This window comes from Bradyrhizobium sp. McL0615, assembly GCF_049993905.1.
In the GTDB taxonomy this organism is placed as follows: Bacteria; Pseudomonadota; Alphaproteobacteria; order Rhizobiales; family Xanthobacteraceae; genus Bradyrhizobium.
Genome location: NZ_CP188254.1, coordinates 3,576,545 through 3,597,126 on the forward strand (window position 1 = coordinate 3,576,545; position 20,582 = coordinate 3,597,126).

The 20,582-nt window shown below is 63.5% G+C and carries 17 protein-coding genes; 9 read left to right on the forward strand and 8 right to left on the reverse strand.

Translation table 11 applies throughout. From position 1 onward, the window contains the following. Nucleotides 1-13 precede the first annotated feature (13 nt). Nucleotides 14-559, forward strand: a complete 546-nt coding sequence (gene msrA, locus ACPPVP_RS16895) for a peptide-methionine (S)-S-oxide reductase MsrA (RefSeq protein ID WP_426536200.1) — start codon at nt 14-16, stop codon at nt 557-559. After that, complete coding sequence (locus ACPPVP_RS16900) at nt 496-2,181, forward strand: acetolactate synthase large subunit (protein WP_426536202.1); 1,686 nt, start codon at nt 496-498, stop codon at nt 2,179-2,181. The genes msrA and ACPPVP_RS16900 overlap by 64 nt, the downstream gene beginning before the upstream one ends. Nucleotides 2,182-2,268: 87 nt before the next feature. Here ACPPVP_RS16900 and ACPPVP_RS16905 read toward each other — a convergent pair whose 3' ends face one another. From ACPPVP_RS16905 to ACPPVP_RS16935, 7 genes are read right to left on the reverse strand one after another with little or no spacing between them, the layout of a single operon-like run. After that, the gene (locus ACPPVP_RS16905) at nt 2,269-3,600 is read right to left on the reverse strand and encodes an aminotransferase class III-fold pyridoxal phosphate-dependent enzyme (protein ID WP_426536204.1); all 1,332 of its coding nucleotides are present in this window, start codon (nt 3,598-3,600) and stop codon (nt 2,269-2,271) included. A gap of 46 nt (nt 3,601-3,646) precedes the next feature. Continuing rightward, complete coding sequence (locus ACPPVP_RS16910) at nt 3,647-4,711, reverse strand: ABC transporter substrate-binding protein (RefSeq protein WP_426536206.1); 1,065 nt, start codon at nt 4,709-4,711, stop codon at nt 3,647-3,649. 44 nt (nt 4,712-4,755) lie between these two features. Then, entirely contained in the window at nt 4,756-5,763 is a 1,008-nt protein-coding gene (locus ACPPVP_RS16915; protein ID WP_426536208.1) for a histone deacetylase family protein, read from the reverse strand. Nucleotides 5,764-5,822: 59 nt separating this feature from the next. Next, nucleotides 5,823-6,686, reverse strand: coding sequence for an ABC transporter permease (locus ACPPVP_RS16920; protein ID WP_426536210.1), 864 nt, complete (start codon nt 6,684-6,686; stop codon nt 5,823-5,825). After that, nucleotides 6,686-7,525: an ABC transporter ATP-binding protein gene (locus ACPPVP_RS16925; protein ID WP_426536212.1), complete on the reverse strand. Its 840-nt coding sequence runs from the start codon at nt 7,523-7,525 to the stop codon at nt 6,686-6,688. Before ACPPVP_RS16925 ends, ACPPVP_RS16920 begins: the two co-directional genes overlap by 1 nt. Nucleotides 7,526-7,542: 17 nt before the next feature. Beyond that, on the reverse strand, nt 7,543-9,126 hold the full coding sequence (ggt, locus tag ACPPVP_RS16930) for a gamma-glutamyltransferase (protein ID WP_426536214.1): 1,584 nt from the start codon (nt 9,124-9,126) through the stop codon (nt 7,543-7,545). Beyond that, the gene (locus tag ACPPVP_RS16935) at nt 9,119-9,943 is read right to left on the reverse strand and encodes an IclR family transcriptional regulator (RefSeq protein ID WP_426536216.1); all 825 of its coding nucleotides are present in this window, start codon (nt 9,941-9,943) and stop codon (nt 9,119-9,121) included. Before ACPPVP_RS16935 ends, ggt begins: the two co-directional genes overlap by 8 nt. A 517-nt stretch (nt 9,944-10,460) precedes the next feature. On the opposite strand from ACPPVP_RS16935, the gene ACPPVP_RS16940 reads away from it, so the two are divergent. Both ACPPVP_RS16940 and ACPPVP_RS16945 read left to right on the forward strand, forming a co-directional pair. Further along, on the forward strand, nt 10,461-12,485 hold the full coding sequence (locus tag ACPPVP_RS16940) for a tyramine oxidase (RefSeq protein WP_426536218.1): 2,025 nt from the start codon (nt 10,461-10,463) through the stop codon (nt 12,483-12,485). After that, complete coding sequence (locus ACPPVP_RS16945) at nt 12,482-12,796, forward strand: hypothetical protein (RefSeq protein WP_426536220.1); 315 nt, start codon at nt 12,482-12,484, stop codon at nt 12,794-12,796. The genes ACPPVP_RS16940 and ACPPVP_RS16945 overlap by 4 nt, the downstream gene beginning before the upstream one ends. Before the next feature lie 60 nt (nt 12,797-12,856). Here the strand turns inward: ACPPVP_RS16945 and ACPPVP_RS16950 are convergent, their stop codons facing one another. After that, nucleotides 12,857-13,750 (reverse strand): sensor histidine kinase, encoded by an 894-nt coding sequence (locus tag ACPPVP_RS16950; protein ID WP_426536221.1) that lies wholly within the window; start codon nt 13,748-13,750, stop codon nt 12,857-12,859. Nucleotides 13,751-14,776: 1,026 nt separating this feature from the next. Between ACPPVP_RS16950 and ACPPVP_RS16955 the strand changes: the two genes are divergently transcribed. From ACPPVP_RS16955 to ACPPVP_RS16975, 5 genes are all read left to right on the forward strand, one after another. Next, nucleotides 14,777-15,820 carry a LacI family DNA-binding transcriptional regulator gene (locus ACPPVP_RS16955; RefSeq protein WP_426536223.1) on the forward strand — a complete coding sequence of 348 codons (1,044 nt, stop codon included), beginning with the start codon at nt 14,777-14,779 and terminating at the stop codon, nt 15,818-15,820. Nucleotides 15,821-15,898: 78 nt separating this feature from the next. Beyond that, complete coding sequence (xylB, locus tag ACPPVP_RS16960; protein WP_426536225.1) at nt 15,899-17,356, forward strand: xylulokinase; 1,458 nt, start codon at nt 15,899-15,901, stop codon at nt 17,354-17,356. Then, nucleotides 17,353-18,675 (forward strand): xylose isomerase, encoded by a 1,323-nt coding sequence (gene xylA, locus ACPPVP_RS16965; protein WP_426536227.1) that lies wholly within the window; start codon nt 17,353-17,355, stop codon nt 18,673-18,675. Before xylB ends, xylA begins: the two co-directional genes overlap by 4 nt. Nucleotides 18,676-18,688: 13 nt before the next feature. Beyond that, nucleotides 18,689-19,453: an ATP-binding cassette domain-containing protein gene (locus ACPPVP_RS16970; RefSeq protein ID WP_426536229.1), complete on the forward strand. Its 765-nt coding sequence runs from the start codon at nt 18,689-18,691 to the stop codon at nt 19,451-19,453. Continuing rightward, on the forward strand, nt 19,453-20,535 hold the full coding sequence (locus ACPPVP_RS16975; protein ID WP_426536231.1) for an ABC transporter permease: 1,083 nt from the start codon (nt 19,453-19,455) through the stop codon (nt 20,533-20,535). Before ACPPVP_RS16970 ends, ACPPVP_RS16975 begins: the two co-directional genes overlap by 1 nt. Nucleotides 20,536-20,582: the final 47 nt, after the last annotated feature.

Here is a 20,582-nt window from a genome sequence, read left to right on the forward strand (position 1 = left end):
AGGGAGAACAGACATGACAGTTTCAGCGGAACGGGCAGTCCTTGCCGGCGGCTGCTTCTGGGGTGTGCAGGATCTGCTGCGCCGGTATCCGGGCGTGATCTCGACCAGGGTGGGCTATACCGGCGGCGAGGTGCCAAACGCGACCTACCGCAACCACGGTAATCACGCCGAAGCCATCGAGATCACCTTCGATCCGCAGACCATCAGCTATCGCAAGCTGCTCGAGTTCTTTTTCCAGATCCATGATCCCTCGACGCTAAACCGCCAGGGCAACGATCGGGGCGCGAGCTATCGGTCGGCCATCTTCTATACCAGCGATGCGCAGAAGCGGATCGCGGAAGACACCATTGCCGATGTCGATGCTTCCGGCCTTTGGCCGGGCAAGGTCGTCACCGAGGTGGCCCCTGCCGGACCGTTCTGGGAGGCCGAGCCCGAGCATCAGGATTATCTGGAAAAATATCCTGACGGCTACACCTGCCACTTCATTCGGCCGGAATGGACGCTGCCGCATCGGGCGGAGAAAGCTGCAACAGGCGCGAGCGGAGCCTCGGTCGCGTGACGAAAGCCTCCGATCTGCTGGTGGCCGCCCTTGAGAACGAGGGCGTCGAATACATCTTCGCCATTCCCGGCGAGGAGAATCTCGACGTGCTGGAGTCGCTGCGGCACTCGAAGATCAAGCTGGTGTTGACGCGCCACGAACAGGCGGCCGGCTTCATGGCGGCCACCTACGGACGTCTCACCGGGCGTGCGGGCGTCTGCCTGACGACGCTGGGTCCCGGTGCGCTCAATCTGACGACGGCCGCGGCCTACGCGCATCTGGGCGCGATGCCGATGGTCATGATCACGGGACAGAAGGCGATCCGGAGCAGCCGCCAGGCGCGCTTCCAGATCGTGGACATCGTCGCGACCATGCGGCCGCTCACCAAGATGGCAACGCAGATCGTCGCCGCGCAGAGTGTGCCGACCCTGGTTCGCGACGCCTTCCGGGTCGCGCAGCAGGAGCGGCCGGGGCCCGTGCATCTCGAACTGCCCGAGGATATCGCGGCCGACGAAGCCGAGGCCGACATCATTCCTTCGCATGTCGTCGAGCTTCCGGTTGCGCCTGCAGCGGCCATCGAGCGCGCCGCGGCCATGATCATGGCCGCCCACCGGCCGCTCGTCATGCTTGGCGCCGCGGCGAGCCGCCCGCGTCTTGCCGAGCCGCTGTCGGCGTTCGTGCAACGATGCGGGATTCCATTCTTCAACACCCAGATGGGGAAGGGCGCGGTCAATGCCGGCTCCAATCTCTATATGGGCACGGCCGCGCTGTCGGAGCGGGATTGGGTTCACGAGGCGGTCGACCAGGCCGATCTGATTATTTCGATCGGCCACGACACTGTCGAGAAGCCGCCTTTCCTGATGGGCCATGATGGACCGCAGGTGATCCATGTCGGCGCCACGCCGGCGACGGTGGAACAGGTCTACTTCCCGCAGGCGGAGATCGTCGGAGATGTTGGTGCGGGCCTCGCAAACCTGGCCGATCGCCTCGAAGGCAAGCTCCCGCGTGGTCAGGCATTGTTGGGTTTGCGGGAAGGGATCCTTGCCCGCCTCGCCGAGCGGTCGACCGAGGACCGGTTTCCGCTGACGCCGCAGCGCATCGTGCATGACGTCCGCCAGGTCATTCCACCGGACGGCATCGTTGCCCTCGACAACGGCATGTACAAGATCTGGTTCGCCCGCAACTATCGCACCAGCGTCGCCAACACGCTGCTGCTCGACAACGCGCTCGCGACCATGGGGGCGGGTCTTCCGTCGGCGATCGCGGCGGCGCTGATTCATTCGGACCGGCGCGTCCTCGCGGTTTGCGGCGACGGCGGCTTCATGATGAATTCGCAGGAGCTGGAAACGGCCGTGCGGCTCAAGCTGAACCTTGTCGTGCTGGTGCTCGAGGACCGCGCCTACGGCATGATCCGCTGGAAACAGGAAGTCGATGCGTTTCCGGACTTCGGCCTCGAGTTCGGCAATCCTGATTTCGTCGCCTACGCCAAGTCATATGGCGCCAAGGGCGCCCGCGTCGGCAAGGTCTCGGAGCTCTCGACGATGCTGGAAGCTGCTCTCAGCGAAGGCGGCGTGCATCTCGTCGTAGTACCTGTCGATTACAGCGAGAACACGCGCGTACTCGTCAACGAGTTACCCCGGTAGTCCAGGCTAAATGATAAGCCCTGCATCGCTCAACAGGGCGCGTTGAGGCCGCCATGAACCCCGGTCGGCGGCCTCACGTCGACTGTCTCACAACGTCCGAATGCCGTTCTTGATGCCGTCGGCGATCTGGCCGATCTGTTCCTCGTTGATGATAAGAGAGGGCGACAGGATCAGTGTATCGCCAACGGCGCGAACAAAGATCCCGTTTTCGAAACAATGGTTTGCCACGGCCCGCGCCCGTTGACCGGGAGCATTCGGCGCAGCTTCGATCTCTACGGCCCCGAGCAGACCGAGGTTGCGAATATCGCGGACTACGCCGCCGGCGCTCTTGATGTCGTGAATGGCGGCTTCCCATTTTCCGGCAATGCGCGCGACCTTCTCGAAGATGCCTTCCTCCTGATAGACATCGAGGGTGGCAAGCGCGGCGGCGCAGGCAAGCGGGTGGCCGGAGTAGGTGTAGCCGTGGGCGAGCTCGACGGTAGCCTCCGGTCCCTGCGACATGGCCTCGTGCACGTGATGATGAACCAGCACGCCTCCCATGGGGACGGCGCCGTTGCTCATCCCCTTCGCGCAGGTGATGAGGTCCGGCGTGACGCCTAGAGCCTGCGCAGCAAAGGGCGCACCCAGCCGTCCGAAGCCGGTGACGACCTCATCGAAGATCAGCAGGATGCCGTGCTTGCTGGTGATCTCGCGCAGCCGCTTGAGATAGCCCTTGGGCGGCGGCAGCACACCGCCGGCGCCAGCGACGGGCTCGACGATGACGGCCGCGACGGTCGAGGGGTCGACCGAGGTGAGGAGGCCTTCCAGCGCATCCGCAAAGTCAACACCATGTTCCGGCTCTCCCTTGCTGAACGCATTGCGGGTGAGATCATGTGTGTGAGGAAGGTGTGATATTCCCGGAAGCATGACGCCGAACTGCGCCCGCTGCCATCCGATGCCAGAGACCGAGAGCCCTCCGAACCCCATGCCATGGTAACTGCGCTGGCGTCCGATCAGGCGCTGGCGATGACCTTCGCCGCGCGCCCTGTGATAGGCAAGCGCCATCTTCAGGGCGGTATCGACCGCCTCGGAGCCGGATCCGGCGAGGAAGATGTGATCAAATCCTTTCGGCGCGATCTCCATCACCCGGTTGGTGTAGTGAAACGCGAGCGGATGGCCAAGCGAGAAGCTTGATGCGTAATCGAGCTTGCCCGCCTGGTGGCGAATGGCCTCGATGATCTTGGGATGGCAATGCCCGGCATTGACGCACCAAAGGCCGGCAATGGCATCGAGCACAGACCGGCCTTCAGGCGTCTTGTAGTGCATGCCCTTGGCCTCGACAAAGAACTCCGGTGCCGACTTGAAACGCCGGTTCGGCGTCATCGGCATCCAGTAGGCTTCGAGGTCGTTCGGAGGAATGTCGAGGTTCGCTTGGGACATTTTCGTTAATCCAGTCTTGTTTGATCTCGATGGACGCTTCGGTGCGTCAGCGCGCCGAAGCTTCCTCGGCCGACTTGACGTCGAGGTTCTTGTTGATGTCGCCGATCAGGTCGTTGGTCGCGATTTCCTTTGCATCCATCGGCTGCTTGAGGATCTTGGCCCTCACCAGCCAGTCGATGTAGCTCTGGTAGATCTTGACGTCGCTCTCGCCCCACTGGTCGCCGGGCTTGTCGAGCGACCACTTCTCGGAGACGGTCTTGAGCAACGTCGTATTCCGGTCGAGCGCATCCTCCTGCGAAAGTCCCGTCGGCACGACCTGCGGATAGACCTCCTGGAAGATGGCGGCCGCCTGTCGGGTATGTTTTAGAGTATAGGCCACGCCCAGCGTGTATGCGCGCGCCAGGCGCACCAGCAGATCCCGCTTGTTTTTGATCGAGTCGGAGCTCGCCACCAGGCTGTTGGCCGGGAAGGAATCGATCAGGGGATCTTCGAGCATGCGCATCGGCACGCCGGCAAGGCCCATCAGTGTGTATTGCGTGTCCCATTGGCTGGCGGCATCGATCTCCTTGCGCTGAAGCAGGACGACGGTTTGTCCAGGTTGTCCCGACACGACGATGCGGATGTCGCGATCGGCGTCGAGACCGGCATCGGTGGCGCCGGACCGGGCCAGTACGACGCCCGCCGAGGCCATCGAGGTCACGCCGATCTTCTTGTCCTTTAGATCCGCATATTTCTTGATGGGGCTGTCCACCGGCACGGCGACACCAAAAATGTTGCGGCGGTAGGCGGTATAGAAAACCTGCGTCTTCACGCCGGTCTGCTGCAGGATCGCGACCGGTTCCGGGGTGGCGACCGCGGCCAGCACCTCGCCGGTCGCAACGTTTCGGACGCAGTCCGAAGAGCCCGGAAAGTTCACCAGTTCGACTTCGATGCCCTCCTGCTTGAACCAGCCAAGCTTGGTCGCAATGGCGATCGGAGCGACCCCGTGCGTGATGACGCTCGTGCACCAGCCCAGGCGCACTTTATCCAGTGCGAGCGCGGGCGAAACCGTTCCTGCAGCGGCAATCACCGCGCAAAGGGCGAGGCCGGCACCCAGATAGGTATGACGCATGTTACTCTCCAGTTCTGTTGCACGTGGGTTGGCGTGACATCGGGTCAGGTCCGTTTGTGTCGCGAGCAGAACGCGCCGACGAAGGCCGCGGCGGCGTTCTCGGAGGCGTCGAGCGAATAGCCGCCCTCCTGCACGATGAGCGTCGGAAGCTGCAAATCGGCCAGCAATTCGCCCACTCGTGCAAAGGCATCCGTCGACACATCGAGCAGGGAAAGCGGATCGTCGCGGTGGGCATCCCAACCGGCCGATACCACGAGCACCTCGGTTTCGTGCGCACGCACGGCTTTGACGAGGTTTCGGCAGGCTTCGAGAAAGGCATCGTCGCCGCTCTCGGGAGCAAGCGGCAAATTGACGTTGGCACCGAGCCCTTCTCCCTCGCCACGCTCGTCGGCGTAACCCGAGAAGTAGGGATAGTAGGTCGTCGGGTCGGTGTGCACGGATGCGAACAGGACGTCCTTGCGATCATAAAAGATTGCCTGCGTGCCGTCTCCGTGATGCGTGTCGAAATCGAGGATCGCCACTTTGCCTCCCCGTTTGCCGATGAGATCGGCGGCAATGGCGGCGTTGTTGAGGAAGCAGAAGCCGGAGGCGCGGTCGGCGAATGCATGATGTCCCGGCGGGCGGCACAGCGCGAAAGCGGAGGGGGCGCCATCGATAACCGCGTACGCCGCAGACAGCGCGGCCTGCGCCGATTCGTAAACCGCGCTCCAGGTGCCGGCGCCGATCGCGCAATTGAGGTCGCCGATGTACCAGCCGGCCTGGGCGTTGACCACGCTGCAAGGCGGTCTGGACGAAGGGCTGAGGGCCGATCCTTTCCCGCGGTACGGGTGCGTGTTCGGCAGGACCTCCGGTCCCGCCTTGGGATTGGATGCCCAGCGCGCGTAGCTGGAGGCGAGAAAGTTGACATAGTCGGCGCTGTGCACGGCTTCGATGGCTTCGCGGCCATGGTCGGCAGGTGGCGCTTCCTTCAGCCCCGCGGCCGTCAGCCGGCGGGCCAGCGCCTCCAGCCGATCCGGATTCTCGACGGGCGGAACGAGCTTGCCGAGCAGCATGATTTGCTGCGGACGATGTTCAAGCTGACGTTTTGAATAATAGACGTCCATTGGCATGTCTACTTCTGCGATGCCGGAAGCGCGCTGCCCGTTTGCTGCGCCTTCGGCCTGGCTGCGGCCGTGTCGGCGTCGGCGGCGGGGTCAACACGCCCGAGACGTTCCCAGAACAGCACCCGGTGGCGGATGATGATCAGGATTTGATTGAGGCCCAGCCCGACGATCGCCAGGATGATCAGGATGGAAAACGATCCGGCGACGTCCATCATGAAATTCATGCTCTGCATCAGCATGCCGAGCCCGGACTCCGCGCCGAGGAACTCGGTGACGACGGTGCCGATCAGTGACAGCGCCAAGGCGATCTCGAGACCCGCCATGATGAAGGGCAGGGCGCTCGGAAGCCGCAGCATGGTGAATACCTGTAGCTCGCTGCCACCGAGCGAACGGATCAGGTCGATGCGGTCCTTGTCGGCAGAGTTCAATCCGGAGATCGTGTTGATCATCATCGGAAAGAATGCCACCAGCGCCGCCGTCACGATCTTGGAGGTCACGCCGAGGCCGAACCAGAGAACGAACAGCGGCGCGAGCGCGACCTTCGGCATCGACTGGAACATGATGATGTAGGGGTAGATGAAGTAGGCGAAACGCTGGTTGAGCGCGACGGCCACGCCAAGAGCGAGGCCGAGGAATCCGCCGAGCGCAAAGCCGGCGAGCACCTCGAACAACGTTACCGCGCCGTGATAGAGATAGAGTCCGCTGCTCAAGCCGCGCCACAGCCCTACGGCGACGGCGGATGCGGACGGCAGGATGAACGCGGGGATCTTGAAGAGAACCGGACTTGCCTGCCAGATGACGAGTACGAGGCACAGCAGCAGGATGCTTAAAATTCGATTCCTGGTGGTGTCGAGCGAGGAGAGGTCGGGCATCAGTCCATGACTCCAGCTGTGCCGAAATGGGCGCGGATGCGGCGGACGTATTCGCCAAACGGCGGGGTGGTCATCATGTCGAGGGTCCGCTCGCGAGGAAGGTCGATGTCGAGCACCTCCGCGATGCGGCCCGGCCGGGGCGTCATCACGACGACCCTGTCGGCCAGAAACACGGCCTCGGAGATCGAGTGGGTGATGAACAGGATGGTCTTGCTCTGGGCCATCCAGAGCCGCTGCAATTCGACGTTCATGTGCTCGCGCGTCATGGCGTCGAGCGCACCGAACGGCTCGTCCATGAGCAGCATTGCCGGATCATGCACCAGGGCGCGGACAATGCCGACCCGCTGCTGCATGCCGCCGGAGAGCTCGGCGGGATAGCGTTGTTCGAACTCGCTCAATCCAACGAGATTGATGAGGTCACGCGCCCGCGACTGATACTTGCTGCGATCGAGCTTCTGGACGTCGATCGGGATCAGCACGTTGTCGAGCACGGTGCGCCAGGGAAACAGTACGGGCGACTGGAACACGACGCCGATGTCGTGCCGCGGCCCCTCCAGCTTGCGATCACCGAACCAGACGGTTCCCGAACTGGTCGGCATCAGTCCTGCGAGAATACGAAGCAACGTCGATTTCCCGCAGCCGGACGGGCCCACGACCGCGACGAATTCGCCGAGACCGATATCCAGATTGATGTCCTGAAGCGCGGTCACGGCCGGCCCGCGACCGCCAAACAGTTTTCCGACTTCCTCGATGCGGATGAAATCGCGTGAGCTCGACGCGTCGAGCGGGCGTGGCTTCGGACTTGCCTCAGCGGCGGATGAGCCTTTTAACAGCGTCATTGCTCAGTTCCCTCCGACTAGAGCACCAGGGCCATGCCATCCTTGCGATGGTCAGACGCGCCGAACATGATTCCCCGCTGGTGATCGATCCAGATCGCTTGCGCGCCTCCGATCGGGAAGTCGGACCAGTTGACCGCGTGTCCACGGCGGGCGAGTTCGTCGAACGCTGCCTGCGAGATGGTCTTCTCGAGCGATAGCTTTCCGTCGAAAGCGAATGAACGTGGCGCGTCGCTTGCTGCCTGGATGTCGAGCCCGCCGTCGAGAATCTGGGAGAGAAAGTGCGCATGGCCCGTGGCCTGGTAGTGGCCTCCCATCACCCCAAACGGCATGATCGGCTTGCCGTCGCGGAAGAGCAGCCCCGGAATAATCGTATGTAGCGGCCGCTTGTGGGGCGCGATGACGCAGGGGTGCGTGGGATCCGTCCGGAATCCGCTTCCCCGGTTGTGCAGAAGAACGCCCGTCGCCGGCTCGAAAATGCCGCTGCCGAACGGCGCGAACAGCGAATTGATCAGCGACACCGCGTTGAGGTCGCGATCGACCGCGCAAACATACACGGTATCCTTGTGCTCGGTCAGGTCCCAGTCTTCAGGCAGCGAGGCTTTGCTGGGATCGATGCGATCTCTGATCCGGGCGGTAAACGCATCCGAAAGAAACCGCGCAACTGGCGTATCGCCCTGCGTCGGGTCGCAGAAGTAGGAGTCGCGGGCGCGATAGGCGGCCTTGGTGGCCTCGGCCAGAAGATGGATACGATCCGCTTCGCTGTGCCGGCTGTCCCCCAGCGCCAGAGTTTCGATAACGCGCAGGATCATGAGGGCGGCCAGCCCCTGTCCGGGCGGCGGGCACTCGTAAACCTTATGTCCGCGATAGCTGGCCTCGACCGGTTGCACGTAATCGCTGCGATGCCGGGCGAAATCTTCCTCCTGATGCAGCCCGCCAGCCTCGCGCAGTTTGGCGGTCAGGGCCTTGGCGACCTTGCCGGTGTAGAACCCGGCCGCACCCTCGCGACTGATGCCACGCAGGGTCTCGGCAAGCGCACGGTTGCGGAAGAGGTCGCCAACCTCCGGCGCGCGACCGCCGGGGAGAAACGCGGCGCGGGTCGCCGGTTCTACCGAGAGTTTTTCGATTTGCCGGCCCCAATCCCAGGCGACGCGAGGCGTCACCCGCATGCCTTCCTCGGCAAGGCGGATCGCTGGCGCAAGGATCTCTGAAAGTGGCTTCGATCCATGGTCGCGGTTCAGCGTGCACCACGCCGAGATCGCACCGGGTATCGTCACCGCATGGGCGGAGGTTGGTGGAATTTCACGGATGTCACGATCGACGTACCATTCGGCTTTTGCTGCGCCAGGCGCACGCCCCGAACCGTCGAGCGCGATCGGCGCCGCGCCGCCCATCGAGAACAGTGCGAAACAGTCGCCGCCTATCCCGGTCATGTGCGGCTCGACAACGGCCAGTACGGCAATAGCAGCGAGCGCCGCGTCGACAGCATTGCCGCCGGATCGCAGCATATCGAGGCCGGCCATGGATGCAGCCGGATGCGACGTGCAGATCATGCCGTTCTCGCCGACCGCCATCGATCGGCCTTGTTTCGTGAAGTCACGCACCGCCTGGAGCCTCCATGGAAATTTGCCGGGCGGCGCGCGCAAGGCGCGGCCCGATCTCGTTCTCGAGTTGCGCGGCGGTGACCTCAGATGGCATTCCACCGCAATTGAACGCCAGAACCACGCCGTCCGCCGTCACCACGGGGGCGCCGACCGCATAGACATCTGGCTGGCGATCGCCCAGAGACACACAGAAGCCACGCTTTGCGATCGACTCGAAGGCAGCGTCGATCCGCGCACGCACGCCGCGCCACTCGCTGCGCGGCCACTGCAGGCGGATGCGGCGCAGCAACGCCTCGCGCTCATCCTCCCCCAAAGCGAAGAGATAGGCGCGGCCCATGGCCGAAGTCTCGATCGGCAGCCGCGAGCCCAGATCGAACCGTGCCGGCCGCATCTGCGGATGACGGGCCGTTTCGATGGTGAGCATGACCAGTTGGTCGCGCATGCCGACCGATGCGGGCAAGCGCGAGAAGTCCGCGATTTCCTGCAGGACCGGGCGGGCGGCGATCCGGTGCGGCATTCCGGCGAGCAGCGAGTGGCACAAGGCGACGACACCGGCTCCGAGCTGGTAGTGCCCGGTGCGGGGAACGATCGACAGGTAGCCGAGCGCGGCAAGTGTCTGGCTCAAACGCGAGATCGTCGGCTTCGACAGGCCCGTGCGCTCGGCCAATTCACTGTTGCTCAGTGAATTTTCGCCGGGCTTGAACGCCCGCAGCACCGACAGGCCGCGCGCCACAGCTTGCACGAGCCGCACGTCGTCCGAGGAAGCCTCCAACGTGTTGGTGCTGGTCTTCCGCTCGACCGCAGTCAGTCTGGCCATGGAACCTCAATGCGCATTTCAGAATTTAATTCCACTCTTCGAAATTAATTGTGTCAAGTGTGCCTGCGCAAAAACAAGAGGCAAAGAGCGATGGGATATCAGGCATGATGTCTTCAAATTGAACGCGCCGGTACCATTGTGTTCGCACCTGCGAGACAAAATTCGACGGGCATGGGCCACTACGAATGCGAGACCTGATCACGATCAGCGGCCGCTTGGCTGCAAAGTCCTTCCACGCCTGGGAGGTTGGTGTTGGTGGTGCTCATGCTTCTCGTCAGAAGCTCTGATGTCACCGGCTCTTCGAAGTCTTGATTGGCTGGATCAGCAAATCGAAAGCCGGATCAAGGTCCGCGGCTGGTGGACGGCGCGTCGGCAGGCATCGAGATTGTCGATCCCTATTTGGAGAACCGTACGACGCTGAAATTCACCCAGTTCCTTGAACGGCGATCCTGGTGGCTTCATCCCGCCGCCATCTTTATAAGCAACGTGAATACAGATCGATGGTGGAGCGGGGAGCATGGCTCGGAAATTGCGAACTTCGGCGCGTCGTGGTCTGGCTCTTGCCGGTCTGATCGCAGGCGTTCTCTCTTCCACCGCAGTATCGCGCGCCGAGACCAGAGTCTCGCCGTTGGCATCGCCGGCCCATCCCATGGATGGCTTGACCGCGGACGAGATACGCGCGGGCATCGACGTCCTTCGGGACGCCGGAAAATTCGACCATGCCGCCCGCGTCGTGGTCATCGTACTGGATGAAAACGCCAAGGACGAGGTTCGGGCGTGGCGGCCGGGACAGGCTTTCGCGCGGCGGGCAATGGCGACGCTGTTGAAAGACGGTCGTCTCTACGAGGCGCGGCTCGATCTCACGTCGCGCAGCCTGGTCAAGTGGGATGAGATCGGGGATCGGCAATCGGCATTGACAATCGATGAGCTGATGTCCGCGGGCGAGTTGCCAAAACTCGACCCGCGATGGATCGCCGCGATGGCCAAGCGCGGCATCACGGACTTCAGGAATGTGCTGTGTCTTCCGCTCACCGTGGGCCCGGTGTTCGATCCCGCCCTCAAGGGCCATCGGCTCCTGAACGTGCCCTGCGTCGATACGACGGGCGCCGGCAATAATCTGTGGGGAAAGCCGATCGAGAACCTGATCGCGCTGGTGGACCTCAGCGCCCGGCAGGTGGTGTCGGTGACCGATCTCGGCGTGGTGCCGCCGCCCGCGAATTCGCCGTCGCATGCCTATGCCGATTCCGGAAAATATCGCGCCGTGCCGAAGCCGATCGAGATTTCGTCGCCGCAGGGCACGAACGTGACGGTGGAGGGCGGGCAGGTCCGTTGGGACAACTGGTCGTTCCACGTTCGGCTGGAGCCGCGCGTCGGCGCGGTGCTGTCGCTGATCCGCTACGATGATCGCGGCACGCAGCGCGACATCGCCTACCAGCTTTCGGCGAGCGAGATGTTCGTTCCCTACATGGATCCGGCGCAGACATGGCAGTTCCGCGCCTATATGGACATCGGCGAATACGGCTTTGGCGTGCTTTTGAGCGAGTTGCGCCCCGGCGAGGATTGTCCCGGCAACGCGCATTTCCTCGATCTGACGATCTCGGACACCAAGGGAGCGCCTGTGGTCTCCAGGGGCGCGGTGTGTGTTTTCGAGCGGCCGACCGGAGATCCGATCTGGCGCCATAGCGAGCTGACCAACAACACCGCCGAGGTGCGGCCGAACACGGAGCTCGTCGTCCGCATGGCTCCCGTCGTCGGCAACTACGATTATCTCGTCGACTATGTGTTCGACCGCGCCGGCGACATCGACGTGAAGCTCGGTGCATACGGCATCGATGCCACCAAGGGCGTGGCGAGCCGAAACCTGAGCGATCCGAGCGCGGCGCAGGATACGGCCTATGGAACGCTGGTCGACGAACGGCTGCTCGCGGTCAATCACGACCACTACATGACGTTCCGGATCGACATGGATGTCGACGGCACCGGCAATCGTCTGGTCGAGGATCGCTTCGGCGTTCGCCGGTTGAGCAGCGAGGGCCCGCGAAAAAGCCTGTGGCAGGTCGAGACGCGTCCGGTCGCTACCGAAGGGCCTGTCACCACGCCGTTGAATGCCGCCCAGTTCAGGATCGAGAGCGCCGGCAAGACCAACAAGCAGGGCTATCGCACCAGCTATCAGCTCATGCCCGGCCATTCCGACGTGTCCTTGCTCGCCAAGGACGACCCGATCCAGCTTCGCGCCGGCTTCAGCGGCTACACGCTGTGGGCTTCAGCGTACGCGAGGGACGAGAAATATGCCGCGGGCCTCTATCCCAACCAGAACGCCGACGTCGATGGTTTGCCGAAATGGGTTGCCGCCAAGCGCCCGATCGAAGATCGGGACCTCGTGATGTGGTACACGGTCGGTTTCCGGCATGTGCCCCGCGCCGAGGACTGGCCCGTGATGCCGGGCCTGTGGCACGGCTTCCGCCTGCGCCCGTTCAATTTCTTCGATCGCAATCCGGCGCTCGACGTGCCGCCGCTCGTCGATGCCAAGGACGCGAAATGACCCGCCGCCTGCATCGAATGGGCGCCTTCGCATGCATTCTGCTACCGTTGCTGATACAGGAGGCGGTCGGCGGCGCCGCGACGTCCGAGGACGCGATCGACGAAACGTCCTTGCTCTATCTCAGTCCGGATGACTGGCAGAGGCAACCAACCACGCGCAAGATCGCGCTCGCGGCCGATTTCATGCGGATCTTCTGCGCCGACCAGACCATGTCGCCGGCGTCGCTCGCCGACTGTCTCGACAGGGACAGCGCCAATGGCGCGCTGTTCGAGCGCGCCATCGCCTGTGCGAGCGCCTCGGCTGGCCGCTGAAAGCCCGGCGCTGCCCCTCGGCCATTTTTGTCACATCCGCCGATGCAAGCGCGACGTTGCCTAACGCCTTCTCAAAACACTCGGGAGATGAAGGGCAATGGTGGTGCCCTTTGCCGAAGTATGTTCTATCCGGGCCGAGCCCCCGATCGAATCGGCAAACGCTGCAACCATCGCCAGGCCCAATCCTGTACCGGTAACAGCGCCTTTTGTGGTGAAATAAGGTACGAAGGCTTTCGCGGCGACGGTGTGGGACATTCCATGGCCGGTATCGTGAATGCGAAGAACCACGCCATCGGGCCCGGCCGTGCTGCGAGTGGCCTCTATCGTTACCCGTCCTCTGTCTGGCATTGCGTCCCGGGCATTGATGACGAGATTGAGGATGACGTTGTCGAGCTCGCTCTCAACACAGTAGACCGGCTGCAGATCCGGACCGACGGTGACTACCAGTTCGTTGGATGGGCCAAGTGCCCAGCGGAGAGATGCACTCAACCTTTCAAGCATCTTCTCGATCTCAACGGAGCATCGGCGGCTTTCAGGTGTCTCGAGAAGGTTGCGCAGGAGAATACTTGCTCTGTCTACAGCTGCTCCGATCTCTCCGAGTATGGCGGGAACCTCGTCGGCACGGCCTTCCCGGATCCGCTCGTCGGCGACCCACACGCCGCTCAAGAGAATCTGAAGAACGTTCCGGATATCGTGAACGAGCCCGTGGCGATGGATGAGAGAGCCGCCGCGGCTACCCGCGGCCCGCAGGGCAGGGTCAGGCATGAGGGCGGGTGCGTCAGGCGATGTGGCGGGATAGCGCCGCGATAGCTGCCGCTCGGACGCAATGCTGGTCCCGTCGTGCGTCTTCAGGGCGCCGCACAGCGGTCGTCTGCGTTCGCCGCCGAGGCCGGCGTTCATGTCAGGCGTGTTACTCGCGGCAAGTCGATGTTCGCTTGCGGGTGAGCCGCGCATTGCTGTCTCCATCGATGAGCCGAAGTGTTTCTCCACGCAGCTTGAGCGTAAGCGGAGCCCACTCTTCTTTCTTCCGCGAACAATGCCGCCATTTTCGAAACGCACTGAGCCGCAGAGCGCACATGCGCAATTGAAGCGGTGACCAACGTAATGGACGTTGGGCTAGTTGACGTTCGTTCCCAGCCCAACGTCCAGGGGGTCCATCACGTTACCTCGGCGGGGTACACCGGTTTCACCGACATGGAACGGCGACGGATCAATACCACGACGCCGGTTCGCACGGAGGCCTCTTGTAAGGCTGAGTGGCATATGCCCCGACGTCCGGAGCTCGGATACAGTGACGCCCGTTAACGTAATGGACGTGGGCGGCGGCCACGCGTACCCCGTCCTTGTTGTGCCACGCCTTTTCGCGAGCCATGGCGGGAGTTGCGAGCATGACCACAGCGATGGCTGATAACATTACAAGCTTACTCATTTCGTTCTCCTCATGTTACGAAAGGCCAAGACATTTTGGCCTCTCTTTGCGGAGATGGGGGAGGCCAGGCGCACTTCAAAGGAAACGAATGACGTCGCGCCAATGTTGGTCGTGCGAAATGGCAATGCACGGCATCCAGCGCATTTATTGCGAGATTGAGAATTGCGGTTTCGAATTCACTCCCAACGCAGTGAACCGATGGCAAGTCGGGGCAACGGGCGGTGACCAACTCATTCGATATCGTTGCGGCGATGTCGAGCCTTCTAGAGACGACAAGAGGTATTTCCTCTCAAAAAGCGCATCTGCTTTCGCAAAATCGTGCGCATTTGCGCTAATAGCGATTTGCGCTTCCTGCACTGAATAAGCCCGACCCGACCCGACCCGAACCCGAACCCGGGTCCTGGCTTTGTCCCTAGCGGCGCGTTCGAGGGCTATCCAGACAGCCACCCCAGCGCTTGATCTAACGGCCAAGCAAGGCACATCACGCGCGGATAGCGTTGACGCCTCAAAATGAGTTGCGTACCTCAAATAACCTCTGCTAGCCTCAGCCCATGAAGGAGCCTGACGCCAACAGTCATCTCACGCTCAGGGACATCGCCCGCCAGGCTGGCGTCAGCCTCGCGACGGTCGATCGCGTCCTGCACAACCGTCCTGGCGTGAGGTCGGACACGGCCCGCCGCGTCAAGGAGGCGATCGCGCGCAACTCGTTTCAGCCGCATGTGGCCGCCGCCGAGCTTGCCCGCAGCCGCGCCCGGCGCTTCGCCTTCGTGATGCCGTCGGGGCCGAACCTGTTCATGCAGCAGATCCAGTCCTATCTCGGCGAGATGTCGGGCTGGCTGTCGGCCCGCCGCCTCGCGGTCGAGATGGTCGCGACCGATGTGTTCGACGCCTCCGTTCTTGCGAGTTCGCTGGAGGCCCTTGCCGGCGAGTATGATGGCGTCGCTGTCGTCGCGCTCGATCATCCGGGCGTGCGGGCCGCTATCAACGATCTCGTCGATGGCGGAGCCAAGGTGGTGACGCTGGTCTCTGATGTGCCGTCATCGCGCCGCCATCATTATGTCGGCATCGACAATATCGCCGCCGGGCGCACCGCCGGTGCGCTGGTCGGCCGCCTCGTTGGTCCGCGGTCCGGCAGGGTTGCGATCGTCGCTGGCTCGCAAGGCTTGCGCGACCATGCGGAGCGCATCTTCGGCTTCAATCAGGTGATGGCGTCGGAATTTTCCGGGCAGAACCTGCTGCCCGTGCTCGAAGGGCGCGACGAGGACGAGCGCTCGGAACAGCTGATGTCGCGGCTGCTCGGCAAACATCCTGACATCGTCGGCCTCTACAATGTCGGCGCCGGCACGCGAGGCGTTGCCAAGGCGCTGACCGATTCCGGTCGCGAGAAGCAAGTGGTGTTCGTCGGGCACGACGTTACCGTGCTGACGCGCAAGCTCTTGTTGCAAGGCGTAATGGATGCGGCGATCTCGCAAAACCCGGGACATGAGGCCCGCGCCGCGGTGCGCGTGCTGCTCGCGCTCGCACGCGGTGAGCCGATCCTGAGCGAACAGGAGAAGATCCGGATCGACATCGTGATGCGGGACAATCTGCCGTAGCCGGCAGAAACGATTGCAAGACGGCCCCGATAGGGGAAGGCGACAAAGATCGCCAATCGGGCCGGAAGGGAGGACAACGTGTATCTCGGGATGGACATCGGCACGTCCGGTGTGAAGGCGGTGCTCGTGAACGAGGCTGGCGCGGTTGTCGCGACAGCCGCGCGTGAGCTTGCGCTCTCACACCCCGCACCGCTGTGGTCCGAGCAGGATCCGGACGCCTGGGTTGATGCGGCGATCGGCGCGGTCGACGATCTCGCGTCCGCTCATCCACGCGACGTCGCGCAGGCGCGCGGCATCGGTCTCTCCGGCCAGATGCACGGCGCTACCTTGCTCGGCCAGGATGGCCGTCCGCTGCGTCCGGCCATCCTGTGGAATGACGGCCGGTCCCATGCCGAATGCGAGAGGCTCGAGGAATGCTGTCCCTCGCTCCACGCTATCGCCGGCAATCTCGCGATGCCCGGCTTCACCGCGCCAAAGCTGCTCTGGGTGGCCTGCCACGAGCCTGAGATTTTCGAGCAGGTGGCAAAAGTGCTGCTGCCAAAGGCTTACGTGCGATACCGCCTGACCGGTGAGATGGTCGAGGACATGTCGGACGCCGCCGGCACGCTCTGGCTCGATGTCGGCCAACGCCGCTGGTCCGCGTTGCTGCTGCATGCCACGGGGCTCGATCTTCACCACATGCCGCGCCTGGTCGAAGGCAGCGAGATCAGTGCGGCACTCGCCCCTGAATTTTCGAGGCGCTGGGGCATGGCGAAAGAGGTCGTGGTTGCCGGCGGTGCGGGAGACTGTGCCGCGAGCGCGATCGGGCTCGGCGCGATCACGCCCGGCGATGCGTTCCTGTCGCTGGGAACTTCAGGCGTCGTGTTTCGCGTCACTGACAGTTTTGCGCCGGCGCCTGCGTCGGCTGTGCACGCCTTCTGTCATGCGCTTCCGGGCCTCTGGCACCAGATGGGCGTGATGCTGGCAGCGGCCGCTTCGCTCGCCTGGCTTTCGGGCGTGATGGCGACGCCTGCCGCCGCCCTGCTGGCGCCGCTCGGCGAGACCGTCCGCGGACCGAGCCCGGTCAAGTTCCTTCCTTATCTCGATGGCGAGCGCACGCCACACAACGACGCTGCTGCCAGCGGCGCCTTCGTGGGTCTTCGCGGCGCGACGGGGCGCGATCAGATCGTCCAGGCCGTGCTCGAAGGCGTGGCCTTTGCCGCGCGCGATAATCTCGCCGCGCTCGGCAGCGCGAGCTCCGCGATCGCGGAGGTCGATCTTGTCGGCGGCGGCTCGCGCTCGGCGCTGTGGGCGCAGATCTGCGCCGATGTGCTCGGCATTCCCGTTCACCGCGTCGAGGAGGGCGAGGTCGGTGCAGCGCTTGGCGCGGCACGGCTCGGCCGGCTGGCCGCAACCAACGAAAACCCTGCGCAAGTCTGCACGCGTCCACGGCGGCTTGCGAGCTTCACGCCGCGCGCATCCGCCAAGGCCGCCTACGATGAAGCCTATCACCAGTGGCGAAAACTGTATCCTGCGCTGAAGGAGTTCTCCCTGTGAACGCGTCACCCAAATTCTTCGGGACGAGCGCGCCGCTCGCCTATGGCGGCAAGGACGCCAAGAACCCGCTGACCTTCCGCTGGTACGACAAGGATCGCGTTGTCCGCGGACGGCGGCTCGAGGATCATTTGCGCTTTGCGGTCTGCTACTGGCATTCGTTCTGCTGGCCCGGCGGCGATCCGTTCGGCGGCGAGACATTCCAACGGCCCTGGCATCATGGCACGGATGCGATGGCGCTGGCACACGCCAAGGCCGATATCGCCTTCGAACTGTTTCGCCTGCTCGACGTGCCCTTCTTCACCTTCCACGACGTCGACGCCGCGCCGGAAGGCGCCTCGCTCGCCGAATCCGTCGCCAACCTCAACACCATTGCCGATCTCTTCGAACGAAAGATGGCGTCCTCCAAGGTGCGCCTGCTCTGGGGGACGGCCAATCTGTTCACGCATCGCCGCTACATGGCGGGCGCCGCGACCAATCCGGATCCGGACATTTTCACCTATGCCGCCGGCCAAGTGCGGTCTGCGCTGGAGGTGACCAACCGCCTAGGCGGGCAGAACTATGTGCTGTGGGGCGGGCGCGAAGGCTACGAGACGCTGCTCAACACCGACATCAAGCGCGAGCTCGACCAGCTCGGCCGCTTCGTCTCGCTGGTGGTCGAGCACAAGCACAGAATAGGTTTCAAGGGGCCGATCCTGATCGAGCCGAAGCCGAAGGAGCCGACCAAGCATCAATATGATTTCGACGTCGCCACCTGCTACGGCTTCCTGCAGCGCTATGACCTTCTGAACGACGTCAAACTCAACATCGAGCAGAACCACGCCATTCTTGCCGGCCATTCTTTCCAGCACGAGATCGCGCTGGCCCAGGCGCTCGGCGTGCTCGGCTCGCTCGACATCAACCGCGGCGACGATCTGCTCGGCTGGGATACCGACCAGTTCGCGATGAACGTGCCGGAGCTGGCGCTGGCGTTCCACGACATCCTGAAGGCCGGCGGCTTCACCACGGGCGGTCTCAATTTCGACGCCAAGATCAGGCGGCAATCGATCGATCCGGACGATTTGATTCACGCCCATGTCGGCTCGATGGACGCCTGCGCGCGGGCGTTCCTTGCGGCCGCCGACATGCTCGATGCCGAGGCGCTTACGACGCCGATTGCGCAACGTTATGCCGGCTGGGCTGATGCAGAGGGACGCGCGATCCTCGCTGGCCAGCGTTCGCTTGCCGATCTCGCTGATCGCGCGCTGGCGCCCGGTTTCGATCCGCAGCCGCGTTCGGGGCGTCAGGAATATCTGGAATCACTGGTCAACCGGTATGTCTGAGCGAGGCCTTATCATGGAAGCCGCAGGTGCAGCCGGGCAGCCGGTTCTGGAATTGACTGATATCGGCAAGGAGTTCGGGGCGATCCGCGCGCTGCACGGCGTCGACATGCAGGTCTTTCCCGGTGAGGTGGTCGGCCTGATGGGCGACAACGGGGCGGGCAAGTCGACGCTCGTAAAAATCATCGCCGGGAATTTCCGCCCCACCCATGGCGAAGTTCGCTTCGACGGCAACGCGGTCCATTTCTACCGTCCGATCGATGCCCGCGCGGTCGGGATCGAGGTCGTCTATCAGGACCTGGCGCTTGCCGACAACCTCACGGCGGCCGCCAACGTCTTTCTCGGCCGCGAGCTCAAGCGCAAATTCGGCCCATTCGCCTTCCTCGATCACAATGCGATGGCGGCGCGCGCGCTGGAACTGTTCGGCGAGCTGCGCTCGGAGACAAGACCGCATGATCTCGTCAAGCAGATGTCCGGCGGCCAGCGCCAGGCAGTCGCGATCGCACGCACCCGCCTGTCGAACGCCAGGCTCGTGATGATGGACGAGCCGACCGCGGCGATATCGGTCCGCCAGGTCGAGCAGGTCCTGAGCCTGATCCATCGGCTGAAAGAGCAGGGCGTGGCCGTCATGCTGATCTCCCATCGCATGCCCGACGTCTTCGCGGTCTGCGACCGCGTCGTCGTGATGCGCCGCGGCGAGAAGCGGGCGGATAAGCCGATCCGCGATACCAGCCCCGAGGAAGTCACCGCCCTGATCACCGGCGCAAAGGAGGCTGCGTGATGGCCATGCCGCTGGAATCCCCGATCTCCTTCGCCAATGTCGGCCGCATCAGGTGGTGGCAGCGCGGCATCTTTGCATCCCAGACCGGCTACGTCCTGCTGGCGCTGCTGGGCCTATTGATCGCGATGCATTTTGCGAGTCCCTACTTCTTCACTCAGGGCAACATGCAGAACGTGGCGAAGAACTTTTCCTTTATCGCCATCGCCACCCTCGGCATCACCTTCGTGATCATCACCGGCGGCATCGATCTCTCGGTGGGATCGATGATGTGCTTCTCGGCCATGATCACATCCATGGTGATGTCGGGCCTGTCGACGCCGGGCATGCCCGGTGCGTCCCTGTTCGCGCATCTGGCTGCGGACGGCAAGACCGTGGTTGCCAATGTACCGGGGCTGATCCTGATTGTCTCGATGCTGGCGGGACTTATCACCGCGCTGATCGTGGGCCTCGTCAACGGCTTCTGCATCGCCGTGCTCGGGCTGTCGCCCTTTGTCACCACGCTCGGCATGCTCTCGATCGTGCGCGGTCTCGGCTATGTCGTCTCCAACGGGCGCGGCAGCTTCCCCGGCGGACCGGACGCCGATTATTTCTACGCACTGACATCGGGCGATTTGTTCGGCGTACCGGCGCCGTTCATCTACCTGGTGATCCTCGCGGTGGTCATGGCGATTGTGCTGCATCACACCAGCTTCGGCCGTCATGTCTTCGCGCTCGGCGGCAACGAAAAGGCGGCGGAATTGACCGGCATCCCGGTCGTACGGGTCAAGATCGAAGTCTACGTGATCTGCGCGCTGGCGGCAGGGCTGCAGGGAATCATCGTCTCGGGCTGGCTGGGGTCTGCGCCGGCGAACATGGCGACGTCTTACGAGCTTAACGTGATCGCAGCGGCGGTCATCGGTGGCGCCAATCTCGCGGGTGGCGTCGGCGGCCCGCTTGGGGCCATCGTCGGCTGTGTGCTGCTTGAGGTGATCCGCAACGGCCTCGTGCTGGCGCAGGTCAGCTCCTACTGGCAGCAGACGCTCGTCGGCGTGATCATCATCCTGGCCGTACTGGTCGACCGCATCCGCTCACGCATCGTTTGAGGTTACTCCGGGAGGGCAACGAACGCGTCGTCTATCCGCCTTCTGGA

Coding starts and splice junctions, on each gene's coding strand:
- msrA (WP_426536200.1), top strand. CDS start 14: ATGACAGTTTCAGCGGAACGGGCAGTCCTTGCCGGCGGCTGCTTCTGG.
- ACPPVP_RS16900 (WP_426536202.1), top strand. CDS start 496: ATGGACGCTGCCGCATCGGGCGGAGAAAGCTGCAACAGGCGCGAGCGG.
- ACPPVP_RS16905 (WP_426536204.1), bottom strand. CDS start 3,600: ATGTCCCAAGCGAACCTCGACATTCCTCCGAACGACCTCGAAGCCTAC.
- ACPPVP_RS16910 (WP_426536206.1), bottom strand. CDS start 4,711: ATGCGTCATACCTATCTGGGTGCCGGCCTCGCCCTTTGCGCGGTGATT.
- ACPPVP_RS16915 (WP_426536208.1), bottom strand. CDS start 5,763: ATGCTGCTCGGCAAGCTCGTTCCGCCCGTCGAGAATCCGGATCGGCTG.
- ACPPVP_RS16920 (WP_426536210.1), bottom strand. CDS start 6,686: ATGCCCGACCTCTCCTCGCTCGACACCACCAGGAATCGAATTTTAAGC.
- ACPPVP_RS16925 (WP_426536212.1), bottom strand. CDS start 7,525: ATGACGCTGTTAAAAGGCTCATCCGCCGCTGAGGCAAGTCCGAAGCCA.
- ACPPVP_RS16935 (WP_426536216.1), bottom strand. CDS start 9,943: ATGGCCAGACTGACTGCGGTCGAGCGGAAGACCAGCACCAACACGTTG.
- ACPPVP_RS16940 (WP_426536218.1), top strand. CDS start 10,461: ATGGCTCGGAAATTGCGAACTTCGGCGCGTCGTGGTCTGGCTCTTGCC.
- ACPPVP_RS16945 (WP_426536220.1), top strand. CDS start 12,482: ATGACCCGCCGCCTGCATCGAATGGGCGCCTTCGCATGCATTCTGCTA.
- ACPPVP_RS16950 (WP_426536221.1), bottom strand. CDS start 13,750: ATGCGCGGCTCACCCGCAAGCGAACATCGACTTGCCGCGAGTAACACG.
- ACPPVP_RS16955 (WP_426536223.1), top strand. CDS start 14,777: ATGAAGGAGCCTGACGCCAACAGTCATCTCACGCTCAGGGACATCGCC.
- ACPPVP_RS16970 (WP_426536229.1), top strand. CDS start 18,689: ATGGAAGCCGCAGGTGCAGCCGGGCAGCCGGTTCTGGAATTGACTGAT.
- ACPPVP_RS16975 (WP_426536231.1), top strand. CDS start 19,453: ATGGCCATGCCGCTGGAATCCCCGATCTCCTTCGCCAATGTCGGCCGC.